Source organism: Limnohabitans sp. DM1 (assembly GCF_001269385.1).
Lineage (GTDB): Bacteria > Pseudomonadota > Gammaproteobacteria > Burkholderiales > Burkholderiaceae_C > Limnohabitans_A.
In genome coordinates, this window is sequence record NZ_CXOO01000011.1 from 42,691 (window position 1) to 66,388 (window position 23,698).

The 23,698-nt window shown below is 61.2% G+C and carries 23 protein-coding genes and 1 tRNA gene; 13 read left to right on the forward strand and 11 right to left on the reverse strand.

The window, feature by feature from the left end; translation table 11 throughout:
• Positions 1 to 25: 25 nt before the first annotated feature.
• On the reverse strand, positions 26 to 844 hold the full coding sequence (locus tag AMM33_RS03400) for an acyl-CoA thioesterase (protein WP_090139190.1): 819 nt from the start codon (positions 842 to 844) through the stop codon (positions 26 to 28).
• 48 nt (positions 845 to 892) lie between these two features.
• Positions 893 to 2,002, reverse strand: coding sequence for an NAD(P)/FAD-dependent oxidoreductase (locus AMM33_RS03405; protein ID WP_090139191.1), 1,110 nt, complete (start codon positions 2,000 to 2,002; stop codon positions 893 to 895).
• A 189-nt stretch (positions 2,003 to 2,191) separates the two neighbouring features.
• Between AMM33_RS03405 and AMM33_RS03410 the strand changes: the two genes are divergently transcribed.
• Positions 2,192 to 2,953, forward strand: a complete 762-nt coding sequence (locus AMM33_RS03410; protein WP_090138853.1) for an SDR family NAD(P)-dependent oxidoreductase — start codon at positions 2,192 to 2,194, stop codon at positions 2,951 to 2,953.
• A gap of 127 nt (positions 2,954 to 3,080) precedes the next feature.
• The gene (locus tag AMM33_RS03415; protein WP_194945210.1) at positions 3,081 to 3,491 is read left to right on the forward strand and encodes a hypothetical protein; all 411 of its coding nucleotides are present in this window, start codon (positions 3,081 to 3,083) and stop codon (positions 3,489 to 3,491) included.
• 55 nt (positions 3,492 to 3,546) lie between these two features.
• On the opposite strand, the gene tsaD is transcribed toward AMM33_RS03415, so the two are convergent.
• Entirely contained in the window at positions 3,547 to 4,590 is a 1,044-nt protein-coding gene (gene tsaD, locus AMM33_RS03420) for a tRNA (adenosine(37)-N6)-threonylcarbamoyltransferase complex transferase subunit TsaD (protein ID WP_090138856.1), read from the reverse strand.
• 144 nt (positions 4,591 to 4,734) lie between these two features.
• Between tsaD and AMM33_RS03425 the strand changes: the two genes are divergently transcribed.
• Positions 4,735 to 5,424, forward strand: coding sequence for a substrate-binding domain-containing protein (locus AMM33_RS03425; protein WP_090138859.1), 690 nt, complete (start codon positions 4,735 to 4,737; stop codon positions 5,422 to 5,424).
• Between the two features lie 75 nt (positions 5,425 to 5,499).
• Here the strand turns inward: AMM33_RS03425 and AMM33_RS03430 are convergent, their stop codons facing one another.
• Positions 5,500 to 6,573: a LacI family DNA-binding transcriptional regulator gene (locus AMM33_RS03430; protein ID WP_228767937.1), complete on the reverse strand. Its 1,074-nt coding sequence runs from the start codon at positions 6,571 to 6,573 to the stop codon at positions 5,500 to 5,502.
• Positions 6,574 to 6,766: 193 nt separating this feature from the next.
• Here AMM33_RS03430 and AMM33_RS03435 point away from each other — a divergent pair, with 193 nt between their 5' ends.
• The 10 genes from AMM33_RS03435 to AMM33_RS03480 all read left to right on the forward strand — a co-directional run bounded on the left by AMM33_RS03435 (position 6,767) and on the right by AMM33_RS03480 (position 18,205).
• Positions 6,767 to 7,690 carry an SMP-30/gluconolactonase/LRE family protein gene (locus AMM33_RS03435; RefSeq protein WP_090138860.1) on the forward strand — a complete coding sequence of 308 codons (924 nt, stop codon included), beginning with the start codon at positions 6,767 to 6,769 and terminating at the stop codon, positions 7,688 to 7,690.
• On the forward strand, positions 7,687 to 8,412 hold the full coding sequence (locus AMM33_RS03440; RefSeq protein WP_228767938.1) for a cytochrome b561 domain-containing protein: 726 nt from the start codon (positions 7,687 to 7,689) through the stop codon (positions 8,410 to 8,412). The genes AMM33_RS03435 and AMM33_RS03440 overlap by 4 nt, the downstream gene beginning before the upstream one ends.
• Positions 8,399 to 9,520 carry an ABC transporter ATP-binding protein gene (locus tag AMM33_RS03445; protein WP_090138864.1) on the forward strand — a complete coding sequence of 374 codons (1,122 nt, stop codon included), beginning with the start codon at positions 8,399 to 8,401 and terminating at the stop codon, positions 9,518 to 9,520. Before AMM33_RS03440 ends, AMM33_RS03445 begins: the two co-directional genes overlap by 14 nt.
• Positions 9,520 to 10,863 (forward strand): ABC transporter substrate-binding protein, encoded by a 1,344-nt coding sequence (locus AMM33_RS03450; RefSeq protein WP_090138866.1) that lies wholly within the window; start codon positions 9,520 to 9,522, stop codon positions 10,861 to 10,863. The genes AMM33_RS03445 and AMM33_RS03450 overlap by 1 nt, the downstream gene beginning before the upstream one ends.
• Positions 10,864 to 10,881: 18 nt before the next feature.
• Positions 10,882 to 11,760 carry a carbohydrate ABC transporter permease gene (locus AMM33_RS03455; protein ID WP_090138868.1) on the forward strand — a complete coding sequence of 293 codons (879 nt, stop codon included), beginning with the start codon at positions 10,882 to 10,884 and terminating at the stop codon, positions 11,758 to 11,760.
• Positions 11,757 to 12,581: a carbohydrate ABC transporter permease gene (locus AMM33_RS03460; protein WP_090138870.1), complete on the forward strand. Its 825-nt coding sequence runs from the start codon at positions 11,757 to 11,759 to the stop codon at positions 12,579 to 12,581. The genes AMM33_RS03455 and AMM33_RS03460 overlap by 4 nt, the downstream gene beginning before the upstream one ends.
• A gap of 132 nt (positions 12,582 to 12,713) precedes the next feature.
• Positions 12,714 to 13,928: a succinyldiaminopimelate transaminase gene (gene dapC, locus AMM33_RS03465; protein ID WP_090138872.1), complete on the forward strand. Its 1,215-nt coding sequence runs from the start codon at positions 12,714 to 12,716 to the stop codon at positions 13,926 to 13,928.
• A gap of 3 nt (positions 13,929 to 13,931) precedes the next feature.
• Positions 13,932 to 15,104, forward strand: coding sequence for a succinyl-diaminopimelate desuccinylase (dapE, locus tag AMM33_RS03470; RefSeq protein ID WP_090138874.1), 1,173 nt, complete (start codon positions 13,932 to 13,934; stop codon positions 15,102 to 15,104).
• On the forward strand, positions 15,101 to 15,979 hold the full coding sequence (gene prmB, locus AMM33_RS03475) for a 50S ribosomal protein L3 N(5)-glutamine methyltransferase (RefSeq protein WP_090138876.1): 879 nt from the start codon (positions 15,101 to 15,103) through the stop codon (positions 15,977 to 15,979). Before dapE ends, prmB begins: the two co-directional genes overlap by 4 nt.
• 213 nt (positions 15,980 to 16,192) lie before the next feature.
• Positions 16,193 to 18,205: an ABC-F family ATP-binding cassette domain-containing protein gene (locus AMM33_RS03480; protein ID WP_090138877.1), complete on the forward strand. Its 2,013-nt coding sequence runs from the start codon at positions 16,193 to 16,195 to the stop codon at positions 18,203 to 18,205.
• Positions 18,206 to 18,617: 412 nt separating this feature from the next.
• Here the strand turns inward: AMM33_RS03480 and AMM33_RS03485 are convergent, their stop codons facing one another.
• The 7 genes from AMM33_RS03485 to tolB form a co-directional block, all read right to left on the reverse strand.
• Positions 18,618 to 18,869: a hypothetical protein gene (locus tag AMM33_RS03485; RefSeq protein WP_090138879.1), complete on the reverse strand. Its 252-nt coding sequence runs from the start codon at positions 18,867 to 18,869 to the stop codon at positions 18,618 to 18,620.
• A 98-nt stretch (positions 18,870 to 18,967) separates the two neighbouring features.
• A tRNA-Lys gene (locus AMM33_RS03490) sits at positions 18,968 to 19,043 on the reverse strand.
• Between the two features lie 50 nt (positions 19,044 to 19,093).
• The gene (locus AMM33_RS03495) at positions 19,094 to 19,870 is read right to left on the reverse strand and encodes a tRNA threonylcarbamoyladenosine dehydratase (protein WP_194945211.1); all 777 of its coding nucleotides are present in this window, start codon (positions 19,868 to 19,870) and stop codon (positions 19,094 to 19,096) included.
• Positions 19,867 to 20,976: a YeeE/YedE family protein gene (locus AMM33_RS03500; RefSeq protein WP_369802403.1), complete on the reverse strand. Its 1,110-nt coding sequence runs from the start codon at positions 20,974 to 20,976 to the stop codon at positions 19,867 to 19,869. The genes AMM33_RS03495 and AMM33_RS03500 overlap by 4 nt, the downstream gene beginning before the upstream one ends.
• A gap of 22 nt (positions 20,977 to 20,998) precedes the next feature.
• Positions 20,999 to 21,787 (reverse strand): tol-pal system protein YbgF, encoded by a 789-nt coding sequence (gene ybgF, locus AMM33_RS03505; protein ID WP_090139194.1) that lies wholly within the window; start codon positions 21,785 to 21,787, stop codon positions 20,999 to 21,001.
• 5 nt (positions 21,788 to 21,792) lie between these two features.
• The gene (gene pal / locus AMM33_RS03510; RefSeq protein WP_090138883.1) at positions 21,793 to 22,332 is read right to left on the reverse strand and encodes a peptidoglycan-associated lipoprotein Pal; all 540 of its coding nucleotides are present in this window, start codon (positions 22,330 to 22,332) and stop codon (positions 21,793 to 21,795) included.
• A 24-nt stretch (positions 22,333 to 22,356) separates the two neighbouring features.
• Complete coding sequence (gene tolB / locus AMM33_RS03515; protein ID WP_228767960.1) at positions 22,357 to 23,607, reverse strand: Tol-Pal system beta propeller repeat protein TolB; 1,251 nt, start codon at positions 23,605 to 23,607, stop codon at positions 22,357 to 22,359.
• Positions 23,608 to 23,698: the final 91 nt, after the last annotated feature.

Here is a 23,698-nt window from a genome sequence, read left to right on the forward strand (position 1 = left end):
ATCAGCCTGCATTGACCCCGTGTGATCATTCCTTGAAGTAAACCAGCTGGTGCGTGCTCGCCAGCAGTTGGCCTTCTGGGCTCCACAGCTCGCCGGTTTGGTCAAAGTAGCCGTGGCGGTAGTTGAGTGCCTTGGCCACGCCCAGCACATGACGCGTGCCCACTTGCGCCAGCAAGGCGCTGTCGGCGTGGAAATAGGTGGTGAGGGACACGGTGCCGATCATCGCCCGGCGACGGCGGCGGATGTAAATACGCGGGAAAAAGCTGTCGCTCAAGGCCGCCAGCGAGGCGAAGTCCAAGGCCCGTTCGGGCTCGTCGCGCACCCACAGGGTGGAGCGCGAGTGGGTCTGTTCTTGTTCGTCAAAAGCCGTTGGGAAAGCCCCTTCGACAAAGCGCATGTCGTAGCGCTGCGGCCAGGCGGGCATGCCTTTGACGGGCATGCGGGCGACAGCATCCGCTGCGGGCACGTTGGCGGGCATGACCGCTTCGACATCCGACCAAGTCTCGCGCCGAACGGCGAACACGGCGGTGGCGGTGCCCACCACGCCTTCTGCTTGATGGGCTTCGATGATCCAGTGTTGGGTCGAGCGGTTGGTGCGCACGGGCCGCGCCACCAAGCGGATGTCACCATCGGCCACCGGGGCGGCAAAATTGACCGTGAGCGCCACCGGCTCGCCCAGGCGCTCGGGGTGCAGCATGGCGGACTGGAGCAACTGCGCAGCGGTGGTTCCACCAAAGGGGCCCACCATGTTGGCGTAAGCCGGGTGGGTCGCGCCTGTGAATTCGTGGGGCGCTTGCGCAAGTGCAGAGGCGCGCAGGTCAATGGCTTCGTCGAGTGGGTGCATGCGCTCGATGATAGGCGCGCCCTGGCACGCCACGCTGTCCCAAAAGCATCAAGCCAGGCGTGCGCAGACCTCTTCAGCGATGGCCAAAGAGCTGGTCAAACCCGGCGACTCGATGCCCAGCAGGTTCACCAGACCCGGCACGCCGTGCTCGGCCGGGCCCTGGACCATGAAGTCGGCCGCTGCTTCGTGCGGGGCATTGATCTTGGGACGCATGCCCGCATAACCCGGCTGCAAGGCACCGTCTTGCAAGGCAGGCCAGTATTTGCGCACCTCGGCATAAAAAACGTCGCCCCGGCGCGGGTCGACTTGCAGGTCAGCAGGATCCTGAACCCACTGGACATCAGGCCCGAACTTGGCCTGACCGCCCAAATCGAGCGTCAGGTGCACCCCCAGCCCGGCCGCTTCAGGCACGGGGTAGATCAAGCGAGAAAACGGGGCCTTGCCCGCCAGCGTGAAATAGTTGCCTTTGGCGAAATAAGCCTGAGGCAGCAAGCGGGCGTCCAGGCCCTCCATGGCGCGTGCCACCGCCACGGCGTTCAAGCCTGCGGCGTTGACCAGCACCTTGCAAGCCAGCTCGGTGCCGTCTTGCGAGGTCACGCGGATCGGGTGGGTGGCGGTGCCATGCTTGAGACCGATGTGCTGCACGGGTGAGACCAGGGCCAGCAGGCCGCCCGCGTTTTCCATGTCGCCTTGCAGGGCGAGCATGAGGCCGTGGCTGTCCACTATACCCGTGCAGGGCGAGAGCAGCGCCGCCTCACAAGAGAGCGCGGGCTCCAGCGCCCGGGCCTCGGCGGCGCTGAGTTTTTGCAGGTCATGCACGCCGTTGGCAGCCGCCTTGGCCCGGATACCGTCCAGCGCCAGCACTTGCTCGGGGCTAGTGGCCACGATCAGCTTGCCCAACTGCTGATGCGCCACACCGCGCTCGGCGCAATAGGCGTACAGCATGGCCTTGCCTTGCACGCACAGCCGTGCCTTGAGCGAGCCCGCCGGGTAATAAATGCCCGCATGGATGACCTCGCTGTTGCGCGAGCTGGTGCCCGTGCCAATGGCGTTTTCCGATTCGAGCACCAACACCTCGCGGCCCGAGAGCGCCAGCGCCCGCCCTACAGCCAGGCCGACCACGCCGGCCCCAATCACGACAGCATCAACTTGTTCCATGGCCAGCATTGTGGCGCAGAGATCAGTGTTCTGTAGGAGCTTGCCTGCAAGCGAAAAGCCCGTGAACCACCACCCCCCCGTTTCGCCAGCAGGGCTGGCTCCTACAAAGGCAGTCAAGCTGACACCCGCAAGACAGACACGGGCACCACGCACAGGCAGACTGCCAAGCATTCAACAAGGAGACCGTTTATGTCGCTGTTCAATCTCACAGGCAAAGTCGCCGTCGTTACTGGCTCCAGCCGGGGCATTGGCCGATCCATCGCACTTCAGCTGGCCAAGCAAGGCGCCAAAGTGGTGGTGTCCAGCCGCAAGCAGGACGCCTGCGAAGGGGTGGTCAAGGAAATTCAGGCCGCAGGGGGTGAAGCCATGGCGATTGCCGCCAGCATCTCCAGCAAGGAGCAACTGCAAAATCTGATCGCGCAGACCCGTGAGACTTGGGGCGTGATCGACATCCTGGTGTGCAACGCGGCCACCAACCCCTATTACGGCCCAGCCACGGGCATGAGCGACGAGGTGTTCGACAAGGTCATGCGCAACAACGTGTTGTCGAATGCCTGGTTGTGCAACCTGGTCTACCCCGACATGAAAGCCCAAAAAGACGGGGCCATCGTCATCGTGTCGTCCATTGGTGGGTTGCACGGTTCGTCGGTGATTGGGGCTTACAACCTGTCCAAGGCAGCCGACATGCAGCTCGCTCGCAACCTGGCGGTGGAATGGGGACCGGACAACATCCGCGTGAACTGCATTGCACCGGGCTTGATCAAGACGGACTTTGCCAAAGCGCTGCACGAAGACCCTGTGCTGAGCGCCAAGTACAACAGCCAGGCCCCTTTGCGCCGTATGGGCGAGCCGGACGACATTGGCGGTATCGCCGTGTTTTTGGCCAGCCCCGCGGGGCAGTATGTGACAGGGCAAACCATCGTGGCCGATGGCGGGATGATGATTCGCTGAACGGCATAAACTGCAGCTTTATCAGCGAAGATGGCTCGTGGGGCCGTATATGATGAACATGCGAGCTTTCACCCTTTTATTGGTTTTGACGCTATCAGCCTGCACCACCGTGGATGACTTCCGAAAAATGTCTGCACCCGAACGCGCTCGCCGAGTGTGTGAACGCAAAAACGACATCCAGCAACTGTCGGCAGAACAGCGTCAATTGGCTGGCGCCATTCAGTCCTCTCAGATGGATTTGGGGCGGGGCTACAAAATTCACAAACAATGCCATCCCGTCAGGGTGTATGGCCCCGTGACCACCACTTGCAAAAAAGTGGGCAATCTCACGGAATGCACCGAGTTCCGCCCCGAAGCTTATGAAACACGCTGCATTGAAACGCCGGTGAGCCTCAGCCCCGATCTCGAAAGACAAAACATTCAGGCTTGGTCGTCCGCGCAGATTCAGGTCTCACAGCGCCTGCAAGAGGCCTGGAAAAATTGCACACATTTTGTCGAGCGCTTATCCCCCGAAGAGGCGTTTCAACAGTACCAGTAAAGCGCAGACGACAAACGCTCACCGTGCTGCAGAGGTTCGCAGGCAAACGGAAGCATCACCCCAACTCGTGCAAAGGCCAGCGAGGTTTCACATCAAAACTGTAGTGCGCTTGCGCCTTTTGGACGCCAGACTGCAAGCGCATGGCGGCTGCCATGGCGATCATGGCGCCGTTGTCCGTGCACAAATGCAGCTCCGGGTAATGCACGCGCAGCTTGGCTTTGGCGCAGGCGGCATTCAGTTGCGCACGCAGCTCGCGGTTGGCCCCCACGCCCCCGGCCACGACCAAACGCTTCATGCCAGTGGTTTTGAGCGCGGTCATCGACTTTTTGACCAACACCTCGACAATCGCCGCCTGCGTGGATGCCGCCAAATCGGCCCGTTCGGGCGCGCCTTCGGTGTGGGCTGCAGGGCCGATTTTCTGACTCTGGGTGAGCACAGCCGTTTTCAGGCCCGCGAACGAAAAGTCCAGATCGCCGCTGTGCAGCAACGGGCGCGGCAGCTTGTAGGCCGCCGGGTTGCCCTGCTCGGCCAGGCGCGACAAGCCCGGGCCACCGGGGTAAGGCAGGCCCATGAGCTTGGCCGATTTGTCAAAGGCTTCGCCTGCGGCGTCGTCAATCGTCTCGCCCAGCAATTCGTAGCGGCCCACGCCGTCCACCCGCATCAGTTGCGTGTGGCCGCCCGACACCAACAAGGCGATGAAGGGAAACTCAGGCGGGTCGGCGCTCAAAAAGGGCGAGAGCAAATGCCCTTCCAAATGGTGCACGCCCAGCACAGGCTTGCCCAAAGACGCGGCCAGCGCACAGGCCACACCCGAGCCCACCAGAAGCGCCCCAGCCAACCCCGGCCCGCGGGTGTAGGCCACCACGTCGATGCCCGCCAAAGTGGCCCCAGCCTCAGCCAGCACCTGGCGGGTGAGCGGCAGCACCCGGCGGATGTGGTCGCGGCTGGCGAGCTCTGGCACCACGCCCCCATAGGCCTGATGCATCTCGATCTGGCTGTAGAGCGCGTGCGACAACAAACGCGGCATGGCGCTGCCCGTGATTTCCACCAAGGCCACACCGGTTTCGTCGCAGGATGATTCGATACCCAAAATTTGCATAGCAGCGAGTTTAAGCGGGCATGGGGAGCAGACACGCCCTTGGCCATAATCCCTGCAGCAGCGACACCCTCGTCGCGAGATTCCGCAATCCATCGCCACGGGAGAGTCGCTCCTGCAGCCAACCGCATTTCACAGAGCTTCACCATGACCACACTCCGACTCATTTCCTCCATGGCCACCAAACCGCTGCTGGCCGATTTGGTGTCGCTGTACAAGGCGCAAGCCCCCAGTGTTCTCATACAGGTCGAGTCGGTCGGCGGCGTGGATGCGGCCAAGCGTGTGCAAGCAGGCGAAGCCTTTGACGCGGTGGTGCTGGCCAGCGACGCCATCGACAAGCTGCTCGCCAGTGGCCATGTGCTGGCGGGCAGCCGGGTTGATCTGGTGCACTCGGGCGTGGCCGTGGCCGTGCCTGCGGGGGCCGAACACCCAGACATCTCGACCGAAGCCGCCCTGAAGGCGGCCATCCTGTCAGCGCGCACGCTGGGCTATTCGACCGGCCCAAGCGGTGTGCAGCTGGCCAAACAGTTCGAGGCCTGGGGCATTGCAGACCAGATCAAAGACCGCATCGTGCAGGCCAAGCCGGGCGTGCCGGTGGGCAGCTTGATCGCGCAGGGCGAGGTGGCGCTGGGCTTTCAGCAGCTGAGCGAAATGCTGGGCGTGCCCGGCATCACCGTGCTGGGCCCCCTGCCCGATGCGGTGCAGATCACCACCACGTTTTCGGGCAGCGTGGCGGCGACCAGCCTACAAGCACAGGCGGTGCGGGCCATGCTGGCGTTTTGGGCGTCTGCCGCTTGCAGCCAGACCAAGCGCCGCAACGGCATGCTGACGGTCTGAAATGAGCCGACCTTGCTGGGCAGAAGCGGTCTTGCGCATGTAGGCCTTGCAGGCTTGACGCCGCTTTCGAGTCGGTCAAGTGCTGCCTCGCAGTTCGATGCGGTAAGGCATGACCACGGTTTCGGGCGCCAGTTTTTGCCCGGATCTGGACAGCGATATGGCTTTGAGCAACAACTGCCCAGCCACTTTGCCAATGCCCGCGCTGTCGACCGCGACGGTCGTGATTTGTGGGTGACACGCCTGTGCAATCTCAAAGCCCCCAAATCCGGCAATCGCCAGCCTGCCGGGCACTGTCCAGCCCCGGCGCTGACATTCGGACAAGGCGCCAAACGCGACGTGGTCTGACACGCAAATGACGGCCTCCAGCTCGGGCCAACGGGCCACCATTTGCGCCACCCCTTGGGCGCCCGCTTCCATGGAAACAGGGGCGCTGCCAATGGCCAGGGTGCGTGTCGCGTCCAGGCCCAACTGCGCCATCGCCTCCAAAAAGCCCCGCCTGCGGTCCGCTCCCCGTGCATCGCTTTGCGGCAAGCCGCCCAAAAATCCCATGCGTCGATACCCCTTGGCATGCAATGCACGCACCAGTTCGCTGACCGCCTGCGCATTGGAAAAGCCCACGTTGTGCGCAATGGGCTGGGTCAGCAAATCCCAGGTTTCCACCACGGGCACACCGGACGATTCAAGCAGTTTTCTGGCCAGGGGCGTGTGGCTGCCCCCTGTCACGACGATGCCCTCGGGCCGCCTCATGAGAAGGGTCCGAATCAATTGCTCTTCGGTCGGCATGTCGTAGTCCGTGTAGCCCATCAACACCTGCATGCCCGCAGATTCGACGGCGGAAGTCAGTCCATGGGCGGTGTCCGAAAAGTTGGAATTGTTCAGCGCCGGGATCAGCGTGGCGATGAAGCCCGAACGCTTGGATGAAAACGTTCGAGCCGTTTGGTCCATCACATAACCCATCTCCTGGCAGGTGTTCAAAATGCGTTGGCGCAAGTCTTCGCTGGCATCGCTGCGCCGACGTGTGGACCGACTCAGCGCCCGTGACACGGTCATCTTGGAAACACCCAGTCGGGCCGCAATGTCGGCCATGGTGACCTGACCCAGGCCATCAGGGGTCAATGGGTCTGCTGGGCTCGAATGCTTGTTGCTCAAAACGTACTCCTGTGCCTGCGGTGAAGCGATGCAACGATACCGGTAACGTCATTATTCCTGCACATCCACATTAAAAATAAACGGGCGGTCTATTTCATCGAATTTATTGTCACTACTTTAGGGTAAATACGAGTTACCGGTAACTCATATTTCAAACAACATAGGCGTTCTTTACTGAATTCACTTTGACCGCATGACCTCGCTGCAAGTTTTCGACGCCCGACTCGCCAAAGTAGCCCAAGGCGCGGGTGCGCTTGAACGTCTTTGCAGCGGTGCCGCCTGGAGCGAAGGACCCGCCTGGCTCCCCCGAAGCGGCGAGCTGATCTGGAGCGACATCCCCAACAACCGCATCTTGTCCTGGCACGCCCAACATGGCCTGCGCGTTTGGCGAGACGGTGCAGAGTTCACCAACGGGCATGTACTGGATCAGGGCGGCGACTTGCTCCATGCCTCGCATGGTCAGCGCGCCATCATCCGCACATGGCTGGGGGCGCAGGGCGAGCCACTTGGGGACGAGGTGGTGGTGGACAAATACCGTGGCCAGCGCTTGAACTCCCCCAACGATCTGGTGGTGAAGTCGGATGGCTCGATCTGGTTCACCGACCCCCCCTACGGCATCCTCTCGGACCGGGAAGGCCACAAAGCCCCGTCCGAGATCGGCGCCAACCACGTTTACCGCTATTGCCCGCACACACAAAACCTGAGCATAGCCACCGACTGGCTGGAGGAACCCAATGGTTTGGCCTTCTCGCCCGATGAGCGCGTGCTGTACGTGAGCGACACCTCGGCCGCCTTGCGTGAAGATGGCACAGGCCACCACCACATCGTGGCCCTGGAGGTGGTGGACGGCACCTGGCTGCGCAATCCCCGCATCTTTGCCGTCATCACGCCCGGTCTGGCCGATGGCTTTCGGGTCGATCGGTACGGTTTTGTCTACACCAGCAGCGAAGACAGTGTGCAAATTTTTCACCCAAACGGCACCCGCATGGGCCGCATCCCGGTGCCCGAAAGGGTGGGCAATCTGTGCTTTGGCGGGCCTGGCGGCGATGAGCTGTTCATCTGCGCGAGCACGTCCCTGTACCGCATCCAGCTCAACACCCGGGGAGCCACGGCATGAGTGAAATCTGGCACTGGTGGACCACGCCGCTCAGCGGGGCATCCGTCCACGCCATTGAGCCGGGGGTGTATTGGCATGCCCGGCTGATGGTGCTGGCTTGGGGCATCTTGCTGCCCGGCGGTGCTTTGCTGGCCCGGTATTTCAAAGTGCTGCCTTCACAAAACTGGCCCACCGTGCTCGACCACAAAGGGTGGTGGCATGGTCACCGCGCACTGCAATGGGCAGGCATGGTGCTGGCGAGTGTGGGGATTTATGTCATTTGGAATCAAGCCTCACCAAGCTCCTTGGCCCATGTGCACGGCACGGCAGGCTGGCTGCTGATGCTGTTGGGTTGGCTGCAAATCATGGGTGGGCTCCTGCGCGGCAGCAAAGGCGGCCCCACGGCCTTGCAGCTCAGGGGGGACCATTACGACATGACACCCCGCAGGGTCTGGTTTGAGCGCCTGCACAAGTGGCTGGGCTGGGCCTGTGTGCTGGGCGCCATGGGTGTGATGGTTGCAGGCCTGCTGCTGGCCGATGCCCCGCGCTGGATGTCGCTGGTGCTGGGGCTGTGGTGGCTGAGCTTGCTGGGCCTGGCCTGGCAGTGGCAAAAGCAGGGCCGCTGCATCGACACCTACCAAGCCATCTGGGGGCCTGACCCCCGTCACCCCGGCAACCACCTCCCCCCCATCGGCTGGGGCATTCGACGACCTTTTGAACCACAACAACATGGCCAATCTTGAACTTCGCAACCTCGTCAAACGTTTTGGCGAGGTCACTGTCGTCAGTGAACTCAACCTGTCTGTCCAGGCGGGCGAATTTGTCGTGCTGCTGGGCGAATCGGGCTGCGGCAAAAGCACCACGCTGCGCATGGTGGCCGGCCTGGAAGAAGTCACCCAAGGACAAATCATCATTGGCGGCAAAGACGTCACCAACGCCCACCCCATGGCCCGCGACATTGCCATGGTGTTCCAGAACTATGCGCTCTACCCCCACATGGATGTGGCGCAAAACCTGTCGTTTGCCCTGCGCCTGGCAGGCCGCACCCAGTCAGACATCGACGCCAAAGTGGCCTCTGCGGCCAAGATCCTCAACATTGAACACCTGCTCAAGCGCAAGCCCAAAGAACTGTCCGGCGGCCAACGCCAACGCGTGGCCATTGGCCGCGCCATCGTGCGTGAACCCCAGGTCTTTTTGTTTGATGAGCCCTTGTCCAACCTGGACGCCAAACTCAGGGGCCACATGCGGGCAGAGTTGGCCCTGCTGCACCAGCGCCTGGCCAAAACCACGCTGTATGTGACCCACGATCAGGTAGAAGCCATGACGCTGGCCAGCCGCATCGTGATCTTCGACAAAGGCCGCATTCAGCAGGTCGGCACACCCAGCGAGGTGTTCAACCACCCGGCCAATCTCTTTGTCGCAGGCTTCATCGGCACCCCCACCATGAACTTTTTTGAAGCCAAGCTGCACACCGCCGAGGGCCAACTCATGCTGCAAATGGAGGGCTTTTCAGTTCGCGCCCCTGAATGGCTGGCTGCACAAGCCTTGGAGGCCAACACGCCGCTCACCGTCGGCATTCGCCCACAAATGCTCAGCCCCACACCGCAAGGCGGCACGCTGCGCATGAACGTCGAGGTCGTGGAATACCTGGGCACGGAAAGCCAGGTCGTGGGCCGCCTGCCTTCGGGGCAGCGCGTGTGCGCGGTGCTGCCAGGCAATGCCAAAGCCGCGCTGCACCAGCCCTTGCACCTGAATGTCGAGCCCGCTTCCTTGCATGTCTTCAACGCCAGCAACGGGCTTTCCTTGAAACCCAGCAGTTCCCCTTCCCTTCACAACACAGGAGACAAATGATGAGTTCATTCCCAAGCCGACGCGACGCACTCAAAACGGGTGCCATCACCGTTTTTGGCGCTGCCCTGCCCTTCAGCGGCGTGCAAGCGCAAAACCGCTACGCCAAATACGCGGGCAAGACCGTGGTGTTCAGCACGCCAGCGCATCCGCACTACGACGCGATGATCAAGATCTTGCCGCAGTTCACCAAAGAAACCGGCATCAAGGTCGAGGTGGACAAATTGGCCATGGGCCGCATGAAAGAAAAGCAGCTGCTGGAGATGGCCAAGCCCTCTGGCGACTTCGACCTGGGCTGCTACGTCGTCATGTGGAAAGGCGAATATGTGGCCAAGAATCTGATCCAGCCGCTGGAGCCCTTCTTTGCCAATCCGGCATTGGCTGACCCCGCCTACGACATGAAGGACATTGTCCCCATCTACCTCGAAAACCTGGGCCTGGTCGGCGGCCCCAAAGGCTATTTGGCAGGGCCTGGCGCCAAACTGTACGGCATCCCCTATGGCGCGGAAACCAGCGTTTTGGCTTACCGCCGCGACATCTTTGCCAAGCACAACCTCACGGTGCCAGAAAACTACGAAGACTTCCGCAAGATTTTGCGCATCCTCAAGGACAAGGAAGGCATTGGCGCTTTGGCCAGCCGCGGGCAAGCCGGGCACCAAGTGGTGCATGCCTGGCTGCTGCACCTGAACCCGCTGGGCGGCAGCGTCTTTGATGACAAATGGAATCCCCGTTTCAACGACAAGTTCGGCGTCGAAGCCCTCAAGTTCTTGCAAGAAGTTGTGGCCACCGGCCCCGCAGGCATTCCCGGCTACGGTCAAGGCGAGAGCAACACCGCCTTTTTGCAAGGACAAGCCGCCATGTACCTGGACAGCACCTCCATTGCAGGCCTGGTCAACGACCCCAGCAAAAGCAAAGTGGTGGGCAACGTCAGCTGGGCCTTGCACCCCAAAGGCATGCGCCGCGCCTCGCAAAGCGGTGGCCTGGGGCTGGCCATTCCCAAAAATGCCAAAAACCCCGAGGCCAGTTTCCTGCTCATGCAATGGCTCACCAGCAAAGCGCAAGACAAAGCCGTGACGATGGCGGGCGGCGCCCCCATGCGCAACAGCACCCTGCGGGACCAGGATGCGGTGCGCAAGTACCCCGAATTCATCACCTTCCAGGAAGCGCTGAAATACAGCGCACCCGACTGGCGTCCCATCATCCCGGTGTGGGACAACATCAATGTGCAGGCGCTTGGCGTCGGCCTGAGTGAAGCCCTCACCGGCAAAAAGACCGCAGAAAAAGCCCTCAACGACATGGTTCCGCAGGTCACCGCGATCATGCGCCAAGCCGGTTACAAAATCTGATCGCCCCAAGCCCTTGACATGAAAACCTCCCGCTGGATTGCAGCCCTCTACATTGGCCCCGCTGTGCTCGTCATGGCAGCGGCCTGCCTCTACCCGGTGCTGAGCGCTTTCCAGCTGGCCGGTTATGACTGGTCCATGGGCACACCCTGGGCATCTGCCCAGTGGGTGGGCTTGGACAACGTGGTCCAGGCCTTCGGTAACCCGAGGGTCTGGAACAGCTTGTTGACCACATTGCTGTTTGCGGCCGTCTGCGTCACAGCAGAAATGCTGCTGGGCATTGCGCTGGCCCTGGCTCTGGAAAAACCCGTCAAGGGCATGTCATTTTTCAGAACCCTGTTCATCTTGCCCATGATGATTGCCCCCATCGCCGTGGGCTTGACCTGGCGCTACATCTTTGACGCCCAATTTGGCCTGGCCAATGCCGTGCTCAAACTGCTGGGCCTGAGCGCTCAAACCTGGCTGGCCGACCCCCAATTGGCCTTCATGGCCATCGTCATCGCAGACATCTGGCAGTGGACGCCCTTTGTCTTCATCATGATGATCGCGGCCTTGGCCGGGGTTGACCACTCCGTCATCGAAGCCGCCCGCATCGACGGCGCCAGCTGGTGGCAGCAAACCCTGTGGGTCAAGCTGCCCATGGTCATGCATGTGATCGCCATCACCTTGATGATGCGCCTCATTGATGCCTTCAGGGTTTTGGAGGTGATCTATGTGTTGACGTTTGGTGGCCCGGGTGACAGCACCGAAATCCTGGCCTTGCACATTTACAAAACAGCCTTTGTGGGCCAACAACTGGGCGTGGCCGCTGCCATCAGCATCTTGCTGCTGCTGGTGGTCACGGTATTGAGTCTGGGTGCCTTGCGACTGTCCAACCCCATGAAAGGAGAGCCCCAATGAAGCGCTCATGGTGGATGACCACCTCCCACTACACCGTTCTGATTTTTCTGGCTTTGTTGTGCTTGGCCCCCATATGGGTCATTTTTGCCACCAGCTTGCGCCAGCAAGTGGACATTTTTGCCGAGCCGCTGAACTTCATCTTCATGCCCACGCTGGAAAACTACCGGGCCGTGATCGAAGAAGACAAGCTCGACCGCTACCTGGGCAACAGCCTTTTTGTCGGCATCGTGTCCACCGTGATCACCCTGGTGCTCGGCTGCATGGCCGCCTATGGTCTGGCCAGGTTCCGATTTCCGGGCCGTCAGGCGGTGGCCTACACCACGCTCTTGCTGCGCACCGTGCCGCTGGCTGTGCTGGCCATTCCCGTATTCCTGATCTGGAATGAATGGCAACTGGTCAACAGCCTTTGGGGGCTGGTGCTCTTGTATGTGGCCGTCAATCTGCCTTTCACCATTTGGCTGCTGTACGGCTTTGTGCTGCAGGTGCCGATTGAGCTGGAAGAGGCCGCTGCCATCGATGGCTGTGGCCCGTTCCAGATCTTCACCAAAGTGCTCTTGCCACTCATGGGGCCGGGTTTGGCTGCGGCCTCCATCTTCACCTTCCGCATTGCCTGGAACGAATTCATCCTGGCGCTGGTGCTGACCGATCGGCATACACGTACGCTGCCCGTCGCAGCCAGCCTGTTCATCACCGACCTGGGCGTGGACTGGGGCAAAGTCATGGCCATGACCAGCCTGATCGCCATACCGCCGCTGATTTTCACGTTCATCGCAGCGCGGCAAATCATCACCGGGCTCACGGCAGGTGCGGTCAAAGGCTAGCCGCAGGGTGTCGACCCCAATGGCTCCAAGCCCCATCAACTCAGATGCTCCCAACATCGAAAGAACGCAGCGGGGCCAGATGTTTCAACGACTCAGGCCTGCTCAGGGCAGTTGATCCCGGATAATCGAGGGATGAATCCCCTCCTCGCCAAGCTGCAACCCTACCCTTTTGAACGGCTCAAACAGCTGTTCGCCAGCGTCACGCCCAACCCAGCCCTGCGCCACATCAGCTTGGGCATTGGCGAGCCCAAGCACGCCACGCCTGCCTTCATTCAGGAAGCCCTCAAGGTATCAGTCGCCAACGGCTTGTCGGCCTATCCGGCCACGGCGGGCGAGCCTGCGCTGCGCAAGGCCTGCGCGGCCTGGCTGCAAACCCGTTACCAGCTGGCGCTAGACCAGGCCACTCAGGTATTGCCCGTGAACGGTTCACGCGAAGCCCTGTTTGCCCTGACGCAAACCGTGATCGACCCGACCCGACCCGGCGCCACCGTGGTCAGCCCCAACCCTTTTTATCAAATTTACGAAGGCGCGGCCTTGCTGTCAGGGGCTGAGCCTTATTACGTGCCCAGCGATCCGGCGCGCAACTTTGCCAACGACTGGGACAGTGTGCCTGCCGAGGTCTGGGCGCGGACACAGCTTTTGTTCGTTTGCTCGCCCGGCAACCCCACGGGGGCGGTCATGCCCCTGTCCGAGTGGGAAAAGCTGTTTGCCCTGTCCGACCAGCACGGTTTCGTGATCGCGTCCGACGAGTGCTACAGCGAGATTTATTTCCGCGAAGAAGCGCCTTTGAGCGGCCTGGAAGCTGCCCACCAGCTGGGCCGTACCGACTTCAAGCGGCTGATCGCCTTCACCAGCCTGTCCAAACGCAGCAACGTGCCCGGTCTGCGCAGCGGCTTTGTGGCCGGAGATGCGGCCATCATCAAGCAGTTTTTGCTGTACCGCACCTACCACGGCAGCGCCATGAGCCCCGTGGTGCAAGCCGCCAGCGTGGCCGCCTGGGGCGACGAGGCCCATGTGGTGGACAACCGCAACCAGTACCGCACCAAGTTTGCCCAGGTCACCCCCGTGCTGGCCGAAGTGCTGGATGTGAAACTGCCTGACGCCAGCTTTTACCTGTGGGCGGGCGTGCCCGCAGGCTGGCAAGGCGACGACGCTGCGTTTGCCCAAGCGCTTTATGAAGCCGAACACGTCACCGTGTTGCCCGGCAGCTATTTGGCGCGCGATTTCAACGGCAGCAACCCCGGCCAGGGCCGCATCCGAATGGCCTTGGTAGCCGAGACCGCCGAGTGTCTGGAAGCGGCCGAGCGCATCGCCCGCTTTGTGCGTGCCCACCCCAGCAAAGTCTGAACCATGAACACCGCCACTACCTGCCACGACACCCTGCGCCTGGCCGAGCAGCTGATCGCTCGCCCCTCCGTCACGCCCCAAGATGAGGGCTGCCTGGACTTGATCTCTGACGCCCTCAAGCCCCTGGGTTTTGTCTGCGAGTTCATGGATTCCGGCCCCGACACCTTCCGCGTGCGCAACCTCTGGGCCAAGCGCGCAGGCACTTCAGATCAGACCTTGGCCTTTGCGGGCCACACCGATGTGGTGCCCACCGGGCCGCTCACGCAATGGAACAGCGACCCCTTCACCCCCACCCACCGAGACGGCAAGTTGTTTGGGCGCGGGGCGAGCGACATGAAAACCTCGCTGGCGGCCATGGTGGTGGCGGTGCAGGAGTTTCTGGCGGCCAACCCCAATCCGGCTTTGGGCATCGCCTTTTTGCTGACCAGCGACGAAGAAGGCCCGGCGCTGGATGGCAGCGTGGTGGTGTGTGAAAAACTCCAAGCCCGAGGTGACGCGCCACAGTTTTGTATCGTGGGTGAGCCCACCTCGGTGCAACAAACCGGCGACATGATCAAAAACGGCCGACGCGGCACCCTGAGCGGCAAACTCACCGTCAAAGGCGTGCAAGGCCACATCGCTTACCCGCACCTGGCCGACAACCCGATCCACAGCCTGGCCCCGGCGCTGGCCGAGCTGGTCAGCATCCGTTGGGATGAAGGCAATGCCTTTTTCCCGCCCACGAGCTGGCAGGTCAGCAACATCCATGCGGGCACGGGCGCAAGCAACGTGATTCCCGGCGACTGCGTGGTGGACTTCAACTTCCGCTTTTGCACCGAGTCCACACCCGAAAGCCTGCAGCAGCGGCTGCAAGCCGTTTTGGACCAGCACGGACTGAAGTACGAGCTGACATGGACCCTGGGTGGTCGGCCATTTCTGACCACGCCCGGTACTCTGGTGGCCGCCATCCAACAAGCCATCACGGATGAGACCGGTCTGAGGACCGAGCTGTCTACCACAGGCGGCACCAGCGACGGCCGCTTTATCGCGCAAATATGCCCACAGGTGATCGAGTTCGGCCCACCCAACGCGACCATCCACAAAGTGAATGAGCATGTGGCGCTGGCCGACATCGCGCCGCTCAAAAACATCTACCGCCGCACTTTGGAACAACTCAACGCGGGTCTGCCCGCATGAGCGCCATGACCCTGCCCGCGCTGATCGAACAAGCTGCGAAGCGCCTGGAAGCTGCAGGTGTGGCCTTTGGCCACGGCACCCAGAGCGCTTTTGATGAAGCCGTCTGGCTGGTGCTCTGGCGCTTGGGCCTGCCACTCGACACGGACTTGGACGAATTGGCCGATCAATACGTGACAGCTGAACAGCAAGCTGCCTGCACCGCGCTGATCGAGGAGCGCATCACCACCCGCAAACCAGCCGCTTACCTCACCTGTGAGGCCTGGCTGCAGGGCGTGTCGTTTTACATCGATGAGCGCGCCATCGTGCCGCGCAGCTTGATCGCCGAGGTGCTGGCCGACGGCACCATCGACGCTTGGCTGAGCGATCAAACCGAACAGGTGCTGGACCTGTGCACCGGCAACGGCAGCCTGGCCGTGCTGGCGGCGCTGGCCTGGCCCGAGGTGCAGGTGACTGGGGCCGATATTTCTGACGACGCGCTGGCCGTGGCCGCCATCAACGTGGAACGCCACGATCTGCAAGAGCGCGTGACGCTGGTGAACAGCGATGGCCTGTCTGCCCTGCCCGGCCCATTTGACTTGATCTTGTGCAACCCGCCTTATGTGTGCCAGGCCAGCATGGACGCGCTGCCCGCCGAGTACCGTGCCGAGCCGGAACTGGCTTTGGCCGGTGGCACAGACGGCATGGACTTTGTGCGGCAATTGTTCAAGGATGCGCCGGCGCGGATGAGTGAACACGCCGTGCTGGTGCTGGAAATCGGCAACGAGGTGGACCACTTCATCGCAGCCTTTCCCGAACTCGAAGTGGCTTGGCTGGACACCAGTGCAGGCGATGACCAAGTGCTGCTGATCACCCGCGAAGCCTTGCTGCACCTCTGAAAAATTCTGGCCGCAGCCATCCGGCTGGCCACCGGTGCAGCCACGGCGCGGCGCTTGCGGCTGACCTGCATCACGCGCAATCGGGTCCACGGTGGCCTCGTGACCATGGGCACAAGCCCACATCGGCGAAAATACCGGGTTATGCCCCTTGCAGCGTCAGCCTCCTGCTGACCACGCCCCTTATCCCGGAACCTGTCCGGTCACTGCTTTTTCATGATCAACCTCAAAAACGTCACCCTCCGCCGAGGCACCAAGGTGCTACTGGACCAAGCTTCGGTCACCCTCAACCCCGGAGAAAAGGTCGGTCTGGTCGGGCGCAACGGCGCGGGCAAATCCACCCTGTTTGCGCTGTTCAACGGCACGCTGCACGAGGACGGCGGCGACTTTGACATGCCCAAAGCCTGGCGCATGGGTCAGGTCGCGCAGAACATGCCTGAGACCGATCAACCAGCGTCTGAGTTTGTTCTGGAAGGCGACACCCGCCTGGCCGAACTGCGCCAGCGCCTCGTGGCTGCCGAAGCCAGTGGCGACGGCATGGAGATGGCCCATGTGTACACCGACCTGGCCGACGCAGGCGACCACGACGCCCTGCCCCGCGCCGAAGCCTTGATCTTGGGATTGGGTTTTCGGGTCGATGAACTCAACAACCCGGTCAACAGTTTTTCGGGCGGCTGGCGCATGCGCTTGCAGCTGGCCCGGGCGCTGATGTGCCCGTCCGACATTCTGCTGCTCGACGAACCCACCAACCACTTGGACTTGGACGCCCTGGTTTGGCTGGAAGCCTGGCTGCAACGCTACGCGGGCACCATGATCGTGATCAGCCACGACCGAGAATTTCTGGACGCGGTGACCAACGTCACCCTGCACATCGACCACGCCAAACTGACCCGTTACGGCAGCAACTACAGCGGCTTTGAAATCCTGCGCGCCCAGCAAATGGAGCTGCAACAGGCCTCGTTTGCCAAGCAGCAAGACAAAATCGCCCACCTGCAAAAGTTCATCAACCGCTTCAAGGCGCAGGCCAGCAAGGCCAAGCAGGCGCAAAGCCGGGTCAAGGCGCTCGAGCGCATGGAAAAAGTGGCCCCTCTGCTGGCCGATGCCGAGTTCACCTTCGGCTTCAAAGAACCCAACAACCTGCCCAACCCGATGCTGGCGATCAGCGAGGCGAGCTTTGGCTACATCGTGGACGAGGAACCCAAAGCCATTTTGCAAGGCGTGAGCAAATCGGTGCTGGCCGGCCAGCGCATCGGCATTTTGGGCGCGAACGGCCAGGGCAAATCGACCTTGGTCAAAACCATCGCCCACACCATGCCACTGCTGGCGGGCACGCTGACTGAGGGCAAAGGCCTGAACATCGGCTACTTTGCCCAGCAAGAACTCGATGTGCTGCACCCGCAAGACAACCCGCTGGAGCACATGATCCGCCTGGCCAAAGAGCTGGGCCCAAACAGCGGCGAGCCCAGCCGCGAGCAGGATTTGCGCAACTACCTGGGCACTTTCAACTTCACGGGCGACATGGTCAAGCAGGCTGTGGGCACCATGAGCGGCGGCGAAAAAGCCCGTCTGGTGCTGGCCATGATCGTGTGGCAGCGCCCTAACCTTTTGCTGCTGGACGAGCCCACCAACCACCTGGACCTGGCCACCCGCGAAGCGCTGTCCATGGCGCTCAACGAGTTCGAAGGCACCGTCATGCTGGTCAGCCACGACCGTGCGTTGTTGCGCGCCGTGTGCGACGAGTTCTGGATGGTGGGCCGTGGCAAGGTCGAGCCCTTTGACGGCGACCTGGACGACTACCAGAAGTATTTGCTGGAAGAATCCAAACGCTTGCGCGAAGCGGCCAAAAACTCGGCGAAAAATGCCGTATCAGTGGTAGCACCCACGCAAGCGCTCGTGGTCGCCGAAGTGCCCGCGCCTGCACCCGTGGCCGCTGCCAGCAGCCCTGCCACACCCGCCCTGAGCAGCGCCGAACAACGCAAGCAAGACGCCCAGCGGCGTCAACAACTGGCCGCGCAAACACGGCCACTGAAAAAAGAGCTGGAGCAAAACGAGCAGCGCATGGCCAACATTGAGGCCGAAAAGAGCGCCTTGGAGCAGCTCTTGAGCACCCCGCTGTCCCCTGCTGACATCGCGGATGCAGGACGCAAACTCAAAGCGCTCAGCGATGAGTTCACCACCCTGGAAGAGCGCTGGCTGGAGTTGACGCAGCTGCTGGAAGAAACGGCTTAAGCCGCCCACAGTCGCGCCCTTCTATTGATCCGGCCCTTTGAAGTCTGCAGGGTGACTTCAATCTTGCACCTTGTGGGAGCTAGCCCTGCTGGCGATCAGCCGCTTGTGGACCACAGGCTTTTCGCTTGGCTGGCAAGCTCCCACAAAATCCTCCCCAACTGGCAACACACGGCTCAGACTTCATCGGGCCGAATCTATAGGCACGGTGCGAAGCATTTACCAGCGCTGATGCGTGATATGGCCAGCTTTAACGCCGCAGGTGTCGTGCCTTGTTTTCCGGACAACAAGGGTAGAAAAACCGGGGCCGTTAGATCAACACCTTCAACCCGACATTTATCGGTCCAGCACAGGCGGCATGTCGGGGCTGAAGCCAACGACCTACACTTGACCCCGAATTCCCCAAGGCGTTCGATCAGCCCCCCACAACTGACCAGCCCGCATGCTGGTCCGCTTTGTTGTTTTCGTATTCCCACGATGTGCCGCAGCGGTCGCAGCGGTAACGGGTGATGGTCACCTGGCCGGTTTCTCGGGACTCTTTGCGGTTGCTGCCTTGAACGAGTTCAGCGTGGCCAGGGGCCTTGCGCCAATTGCGCTGGATGCCGGTGCAAGGTTCGCACAGCACCATTTTTTTCAATTCATTTTGGATGTTCGATTCGGCAGACATGTCGGGGCGCTTTCCGATGGGTTTGCGTGAAATGCGCCCATCCGTGAAGAAACAATGAAAAAAGCACTTTGTACCGAAATACAAAGTGCTTTTAAATTTGGTGGGACCAGCGGGGGTCGAACCCACGACAAACGGATTAAAAGTCCGCTGCTCTACCAACTGAGCTATGGTCCCTTTGCTGCATTGCGGTGCACGGCAGCAAGACTCAAATTATAGCGTCTTTTTCAGGGCTTCCCGAGCGAAGTTGCCAAAAAGTTCAAAATTTCAGAGGCTGCGCACATGCCAAATGTGGCGGTCACACTGACCACTGATCCGTAGCCGTGACAGTTCAAAGAGCCATCACCTTCGATGGCGCAAGACGCATCAGGCGGGGCCACAGATTCACGGCTGAACACGCCACGAATGCCCATGCGTTTGCCATCGCGGGCTGCACCATGGTGTTTGCGCAAACGGTAGCGCACTTGCGCCAGCAAGGGGTCGTGCGTGATGTTGGCCAAATCATCGATATCCACTTTGTGCGCCAAACGCTTGCCACCTGCTGCGCCCACGGTCACAAATCCGATGCGGTTTTCAAGCGCCCATTGCGCCATGCACACCTTGGCCTTGACCTGATCACAGGCGTCAATCACGGCATCGGGCACGCTGGGCAGCAGTGCTGGCCAGTTTTCAGGTGAAACGAAATCATCCACTGCATCCACATGACACTGCGGGTGGATCGCGGCAATGCGCTCACGCATGGCCTGAACTTTGGCCTGCCCGGTGGTGTGGGTCAGGGCATGAATTTGGCGGTTGATGTTGGACTCGGCGATGTGGTCCATGTCGATGAGCGTCAAACGGGCCACGCCACTGCGAGCCAGTGCTTCAGCCGCCCAAGACCCGACCCCGCCGATGCCCACGACGACAACATGGGCCTGACGTATGCGCTGCGCACCCAGCACACCATACAAACGGCTCAGGCCACCAAAACGGCGGGCTTCATCTGACTCGACAAGGGCTGTCATGCCAGGCGCTCCGCACGATACAGCTGCCATTTCAAGGCCAGCCAGGCGCCCAAAACGATGCCGCCCACTGCCACCTGACTGCCCCAACTCAGGGTCGACAGGCCAGACAAGCCTTGACCAATGGTGCAGCCCATGGCCATTACCCCGCCCACGCCCATCAAGGCGCCACCCAGCAGGTGCCGGGCGAGATCGTCGGTCCTAGAAAAGCCCTCCCAACGAAAACTGCCGTCGAGTTTGGCGCTGGCAAAAGCCCCCAGCAACACCCCCAGTGCCAACACCATGCCCGTGCTCACGCGCTTGCTGCCGTCACTGAAATACATGAAGGCGTCCCACCACATGGCCACGGGTGCGGTGAAACTCATGCCCTCCATGCGGCCACTGGCGGTGCCCAAAAAGACCGCTTCGAGGGTGTCCGGGTGTTCAGGCACAAAACCCACCACACCACTGACCCACCACACGCCGACGAGGATGGCGCCCACCCCCAAACCGCCCGAAAATCCACGCGCTTGTCTGAAAGAGTGTTCTTTGAACACCCAGCCCGCCAAAGCAAGGCCGACCAGTCCTGCCGCCACTGCCCAAGACACCGGCAATCCCCAGCCCATCCAAGAAGACAGCGACTGACCGGCGAAGGCCCCGTGAGGCAGTGACCAGGCCACGGGGTCCAGGTATTGCACCCGCCACACCGCAGGCAAGCCGCGCATGGTGGCCAAGGCGCTGATGCCCATGACCATCAAAACCACCAGCGATTTCAGGTTGCCCGCCCCCAAGCGCACCAGCGCTTTGCTGGCGCAACCCGACGCCAACACCATGCCGACACCAAACAGCATGCCACCCAGACCGAAAGACAGCCATGGCAATCGGTCAGCTGCGTAAACCGTGTTCATGGGGCTGATCCAGCCGAGCCCCGACATGGCGCCTACGCCCAAAATAGCCACAGCCACAGCCAACCCCCATTGGCGCAAGCGGTGGGTGGCACCCATGATGACCAGATCACTCAAGGCCCCCATGGTGCAAAAATGACTGCGGTGCAACACCACCCCCGCCATCAAACCCAGCAAGAGTGACAAAACTGTGACCACCAGACTTTGGGTCTGCAATGGTGCCAAGGAGATCAAAAAAATCGCTCCATCAGCGCAGGCGCGACAAACGATCCCGGGCCGTGCCAGCGGTTTCTGAGCTGGGATAAGCCTTGATCAAATCCTCCAGCGTTTTACGGGCAGCCTTGACGTCTTTGAGCTCCAATTGCACGTTCGAGATGGCCAACAGGGCCTCGGGTGCGCGGGGGTGAGCCGGAGCTTCATTGAGCATGCGCTGGAAATGCCCCAAAGACTCTTTGTAGGCCTTGGTGGCGTATTGCGCATTGCCCAGCCAGAAAAGGGCCGAGGGCAGATAACCACTTTGGCTGTACCGCTGGACAAACTGACCCAAAGCACTTTGGGCTGCTGCGAAATCACCTTTTCGGAAGATCTCCATGGCCGCCTCGAATTCACGCTTTTCAGCCGGTTCGGCCATGAACTCCCTGCCGTCGACCGAGACTTTGAGGGGCTCGAAGCGGCGCAAGCGCTCGTCCAGGCCCGATTGGATGTCTTTTTGCCGCAGCTGGACATCCGTAACATCTCGCGCCAAACGCTCTTGGGCACCCCGGCCTTGTGAAACGTCGGCTTTCAGGGCGTCTATTTGCGCCTGAAAATCCAGCAGTGAACGGCGCAATTGGGCGTTTTCTTCCCCCAAGGATTTGCTGGTTTGCTCCAGACGCTGGCGCAACTCCAAAATGGCGCGGCGCGCGTCATCGTCTTCAAACAGACCCGCCTGAGCGGTGCCCAGCACACCGGCCAAAGACAAAGCCACCCCCCAACGAAGGCCTGGGCGGCAAGGTGCGCGGCTGAATGTGCGCGCGGCATTCAAAAGCGTGCTCATGGCCATCAATACCTGATTTCAACGCGACGGTTTTTCGCATAATCCAACTCGGTGGCGCCTTGGGCAGCCAGCTTTTCCTTGCCGTAACTCACTGCCTCCAATTGGCTGTCCGGGACCCCAAGCAAGGTCAGGGCCTGGCGCACGGCCTCGGCTCGTTTTTGTCCCAGCGCCAAGTTGTACTCGCGGCCACCGCGCTCGTCGGTATGACCTTCCAAATTGGCCTTGCGTTGCTTGTTGGCTTGCAGGAATCGCGCGTGGCTTTCAATCACCGGACGAGCGTCTGCACGCACGACAAAGCTGTCGTAATCGAAATAGACCACATGCGCAACACCCGCAGGCCCGATGCCGGAACCGACTTTGTCAGCATTGACATTGGACACACCTGTTTGCGAACTCATGTCCACGCCTTTTGCGGTCACCCCTGAAGGAGCGCGAGCAGATTTGTCTTCGACGGGCACCTCATCCAACTTCACCCCCGATGAACAACCGGCCAACAACGCTGCCAACAACATACCCGCCCAAATTTTCTTCATAGTCCACCTCATTGATAAAAAACAAATGCCTCTAACTCATTTCCACATCGGGCCCCAATGGGGCTCCCGAATGTCACCGCCCTGCCCCGCCAGCCGGGCACGGATGCGCCCGTCCAAGGTGGTGGTCATCAGGGCCTCGCGACCTTGCTGCACCGTGGCATACATCACCAGGCGGCTGTTGGGTGCAAAGCTCGGGCGTTCATCGGCCGATGTGTCAGACAGCGCCGTGACTTGCCCCGAATTCACGTCCATCAGGTGCAGGCGAAATTGCCCACCGATACGCGAGATGTAGGCCAGCCAGCGGCCATCCATGCTGACGGCAGGCGATATGTTGTAGCTGCCCGAAAAAGTCACCCGTTCAGCCGGGCCGCCTTGCGAAGGCATGCGATAAATCTGTGGGCTGCCACCTCGGTCGCTGACGAAATACAGGGCAGTGCCATCTGGCGAGAAAACAGGCTCGGTGTTGATGCTGCCCGCCTGCGTCAAGCGGCGCGGCTCGCCCCCGGCCAGATCGATGCGAAACAGTTGCGATCCGCCATCGCGGCTCAGTGTGGCCACCAAAGACTTGCCATCGGGCGCCCAGGTGGGGGCGCTGTTGGAGCCCTTGAAGTTGGCCACGGCGCGGCGTTGGCCCGTGGCCAGCTCGTGCACATAAACCACGGGTTTGCGCGACTCAAACGACACATAAGCCAACTGTGTGCCGCTGGGTGACCAGACGGGCGAAATGATGGGCTCCGGACTCATCAAGGCAGACTTGGCCCCTTCACCATCGGAGTCGGCAATCCACAGGGTGTATCTGCCTGAGGTCTTGGTGACATAGGTGATGCGGGTGGCAAAAACACCCGGCAAGCCGGTCAACTGCTGATAAGCCCAGTCGGCCACACGGTGTGCCGACAAACGCAAATCGGCGGCCACCACCGTGTCTTTGTAATCGGCTTTTTCCTGACCCTTGACCGCATCCCACAGGCGTGCGCGCACGTCATAGCGGCCATCGGCCAAACGGGTGATGGAGCCAGCCAACAAAGCCTCAGCTGACAACTGCCGCAATGCAGACCAATCGGGACGACTCATTTCATCGAGCTGGACGCTGCCAAACGCCAAGCCTTTGAACTGACCACTGCGCTCCAGATCATTTTGCACAATGCTGGCAAATTTCTGTGGCGCTGTCGCTTCACCTTTGAATGGCGCGATCACCACGGGCAACTGCGTCATGCCTACGCCCGTGACTTCGACGCGAAACTCGGCCTGAGCTGACACACTCATGCCGCCCGCCAGACACAAGGCCATCAACCATTTGAACAAGCCGCCAGACGGGCTCAAGTGCAGCAAAAAAAGCTTCATAGGGGCAGCAGCGTTGTGGACAAAATTCGAAGGCCCG

What these genes read in the sequence shown, in the direction of transcription:
- AMM33_RS03455 (WP_090138868.1), top strand. Translation starts at nt 10,882, where the DNA reads ATGAAAACCTCCCGCTGGATTGCAGCCCTCTACATTGGCCCCGCTGTG.
- AMM33_RS03435 (WP_090138860.1), top strand. Translation starts at nt 6,767, where the DNA reads ATGACCTCGCTGCAAGTTTTCGACGCCCGACTCGCCAAAGTAGCCCAA.
- tsaD (WP_090138856.1), bottom strand. Translation starts at nt 4,590, where the DNA reads ATGCAAATTTTGGGTATCGAATCATCCTGCGACGAAACCGGTGTGGCC.
- pal (WP_090138883.1), bottom strand. Translation starts at nt 22,332, where the DNA reads ATGAGGTGGACTATGAAGAAAATTTGGGCGGGTATGTTGTTGGCAGCG.
- AMM33_RS03415 (WP_194945210.1), top strand. Translation starts at nt 3,081, where the DNA reads ATGTCTGCACCCGAACGCGCTCGCCGAGTGTGTGAACGCAAAAACGAC.
- AMM33_RS03445 (WP_090138864.1), top strand. Translation starts at nt 8,399, where the DNA reads ATGGCCAATCTTGAACTTCGCAACCTCGTCAAACGTTTTGGCGAGGTC.
- AMM33_RS03405 (WP_090139191.1), bottom strand. Translation starts at nt 2,002, where the DNA reads ATGGAACAAGTTGATGCTGTCGTGATTGGGGCCGGCGTGGTCGGCCTG.
- AMM33_RS03400 (WP_090139190.1), bottom strand. Translation starts at nt 844, where the DNA reads ATGCACCCACTCGACGAAGCCATTGACCTGCGCGCCTCTGCACTTGCG.
- dapC (WP_090138872.1), top strand. Translation starts at nt 12,714, where the DNA reads ATGAATCCCCTCCTCGCCAAGCTGCAACCCTACCCTTTTGAACGGCTC.
- tolB (WP_228767960.1), bottom strand. Translation starts at nt 23,607, where the DNA reads ATGGCCTTGTGTCTGGCGGGCGGCATGAGTGTGTCAGCTCAGGCCGAG.
- AMM33_RS03450 (WP_090138866.1), top strand. Translation starts at nt 9,520, where the DNA reads ATGAGTTCATTCCCAAGCCGACGCGACGCACTCAAAACGGGTGCCATC.
- AMM33_RS03425 (WP_090138859.1), top strand. Translation starts at nt 4,735, where the DNA reads ATGACCACACTCCGACTCATTTCCTCCATGGCCACCAAACCGCTGCTG.
- AMM33_RS03480 (WP_090138877.1), top strand. Translation starts at nt 16,193, where the DNA reads ATGATCAACCTCAAAAACGTCACCCTCCGCCGAGGCACCAAGGTGCTA.
- AMM33_RS03440 (WP_228767938.1), top strand. Translation starts at nt 7,687, where the DNA reads ATGAGTGAAATCTGGCACTGGTGGACCACGCCGCTCAGCGGGGCATCC.
- AMM33_RS03485 (WP_090138879.1), bottom strand. Translation starts at nt 18,869, where the DNA reads ATGTCTGCCGAATCGAACATCCAAAATGAATTGAAAAAAATGGTGCTG.
- AMM33_RS03410 (WP_090138853.1), top strand. Translation starts at nt 2,192, where the DNA reads ATGTCGCTGTTCAATCTCACAGGCAAAGTCGCCGTCGTTACTGGCTCC.
- AMM33_RS03460 (WP_090138870.1), top strand. Translation starts at nt 11,757, where the DNA reads ATGAAGCGCTCATGGTGGATGACCACCTCCCACTACACCGTTCTGATT.
- prmB (WP_090138876.1), top strand. Translation starts at nt 15,101, where the DNA reads ATGAGCGCCATGACCCTGCCCGCGCTGATCGAACAAGCTGCGAAGCGC.
- ybgF (WP_090139194.1), bottom strand. Translation starts at nt 21,787, where the DNA reads ATGAGCACGCTTTTGAATGCCGCGCGCACATTCAGCCGCGCACCTTGC.
- AMM33_RS03495 (WP_194945211.1), bottom strand. Translation starts at nt 19,870, where the DNA reads ATGACAGCCCTTGTCGAGTCAGATGAAGCCCGCCGTTTTGGTGGCCTG.
- dapE (WP_090138874.1), top strand. Translation starts at nt 13,932, where the DNA reads ATGAACACCGCCACTACCTGCCACGACACCCTGCGCCTGGCCGAGCAG.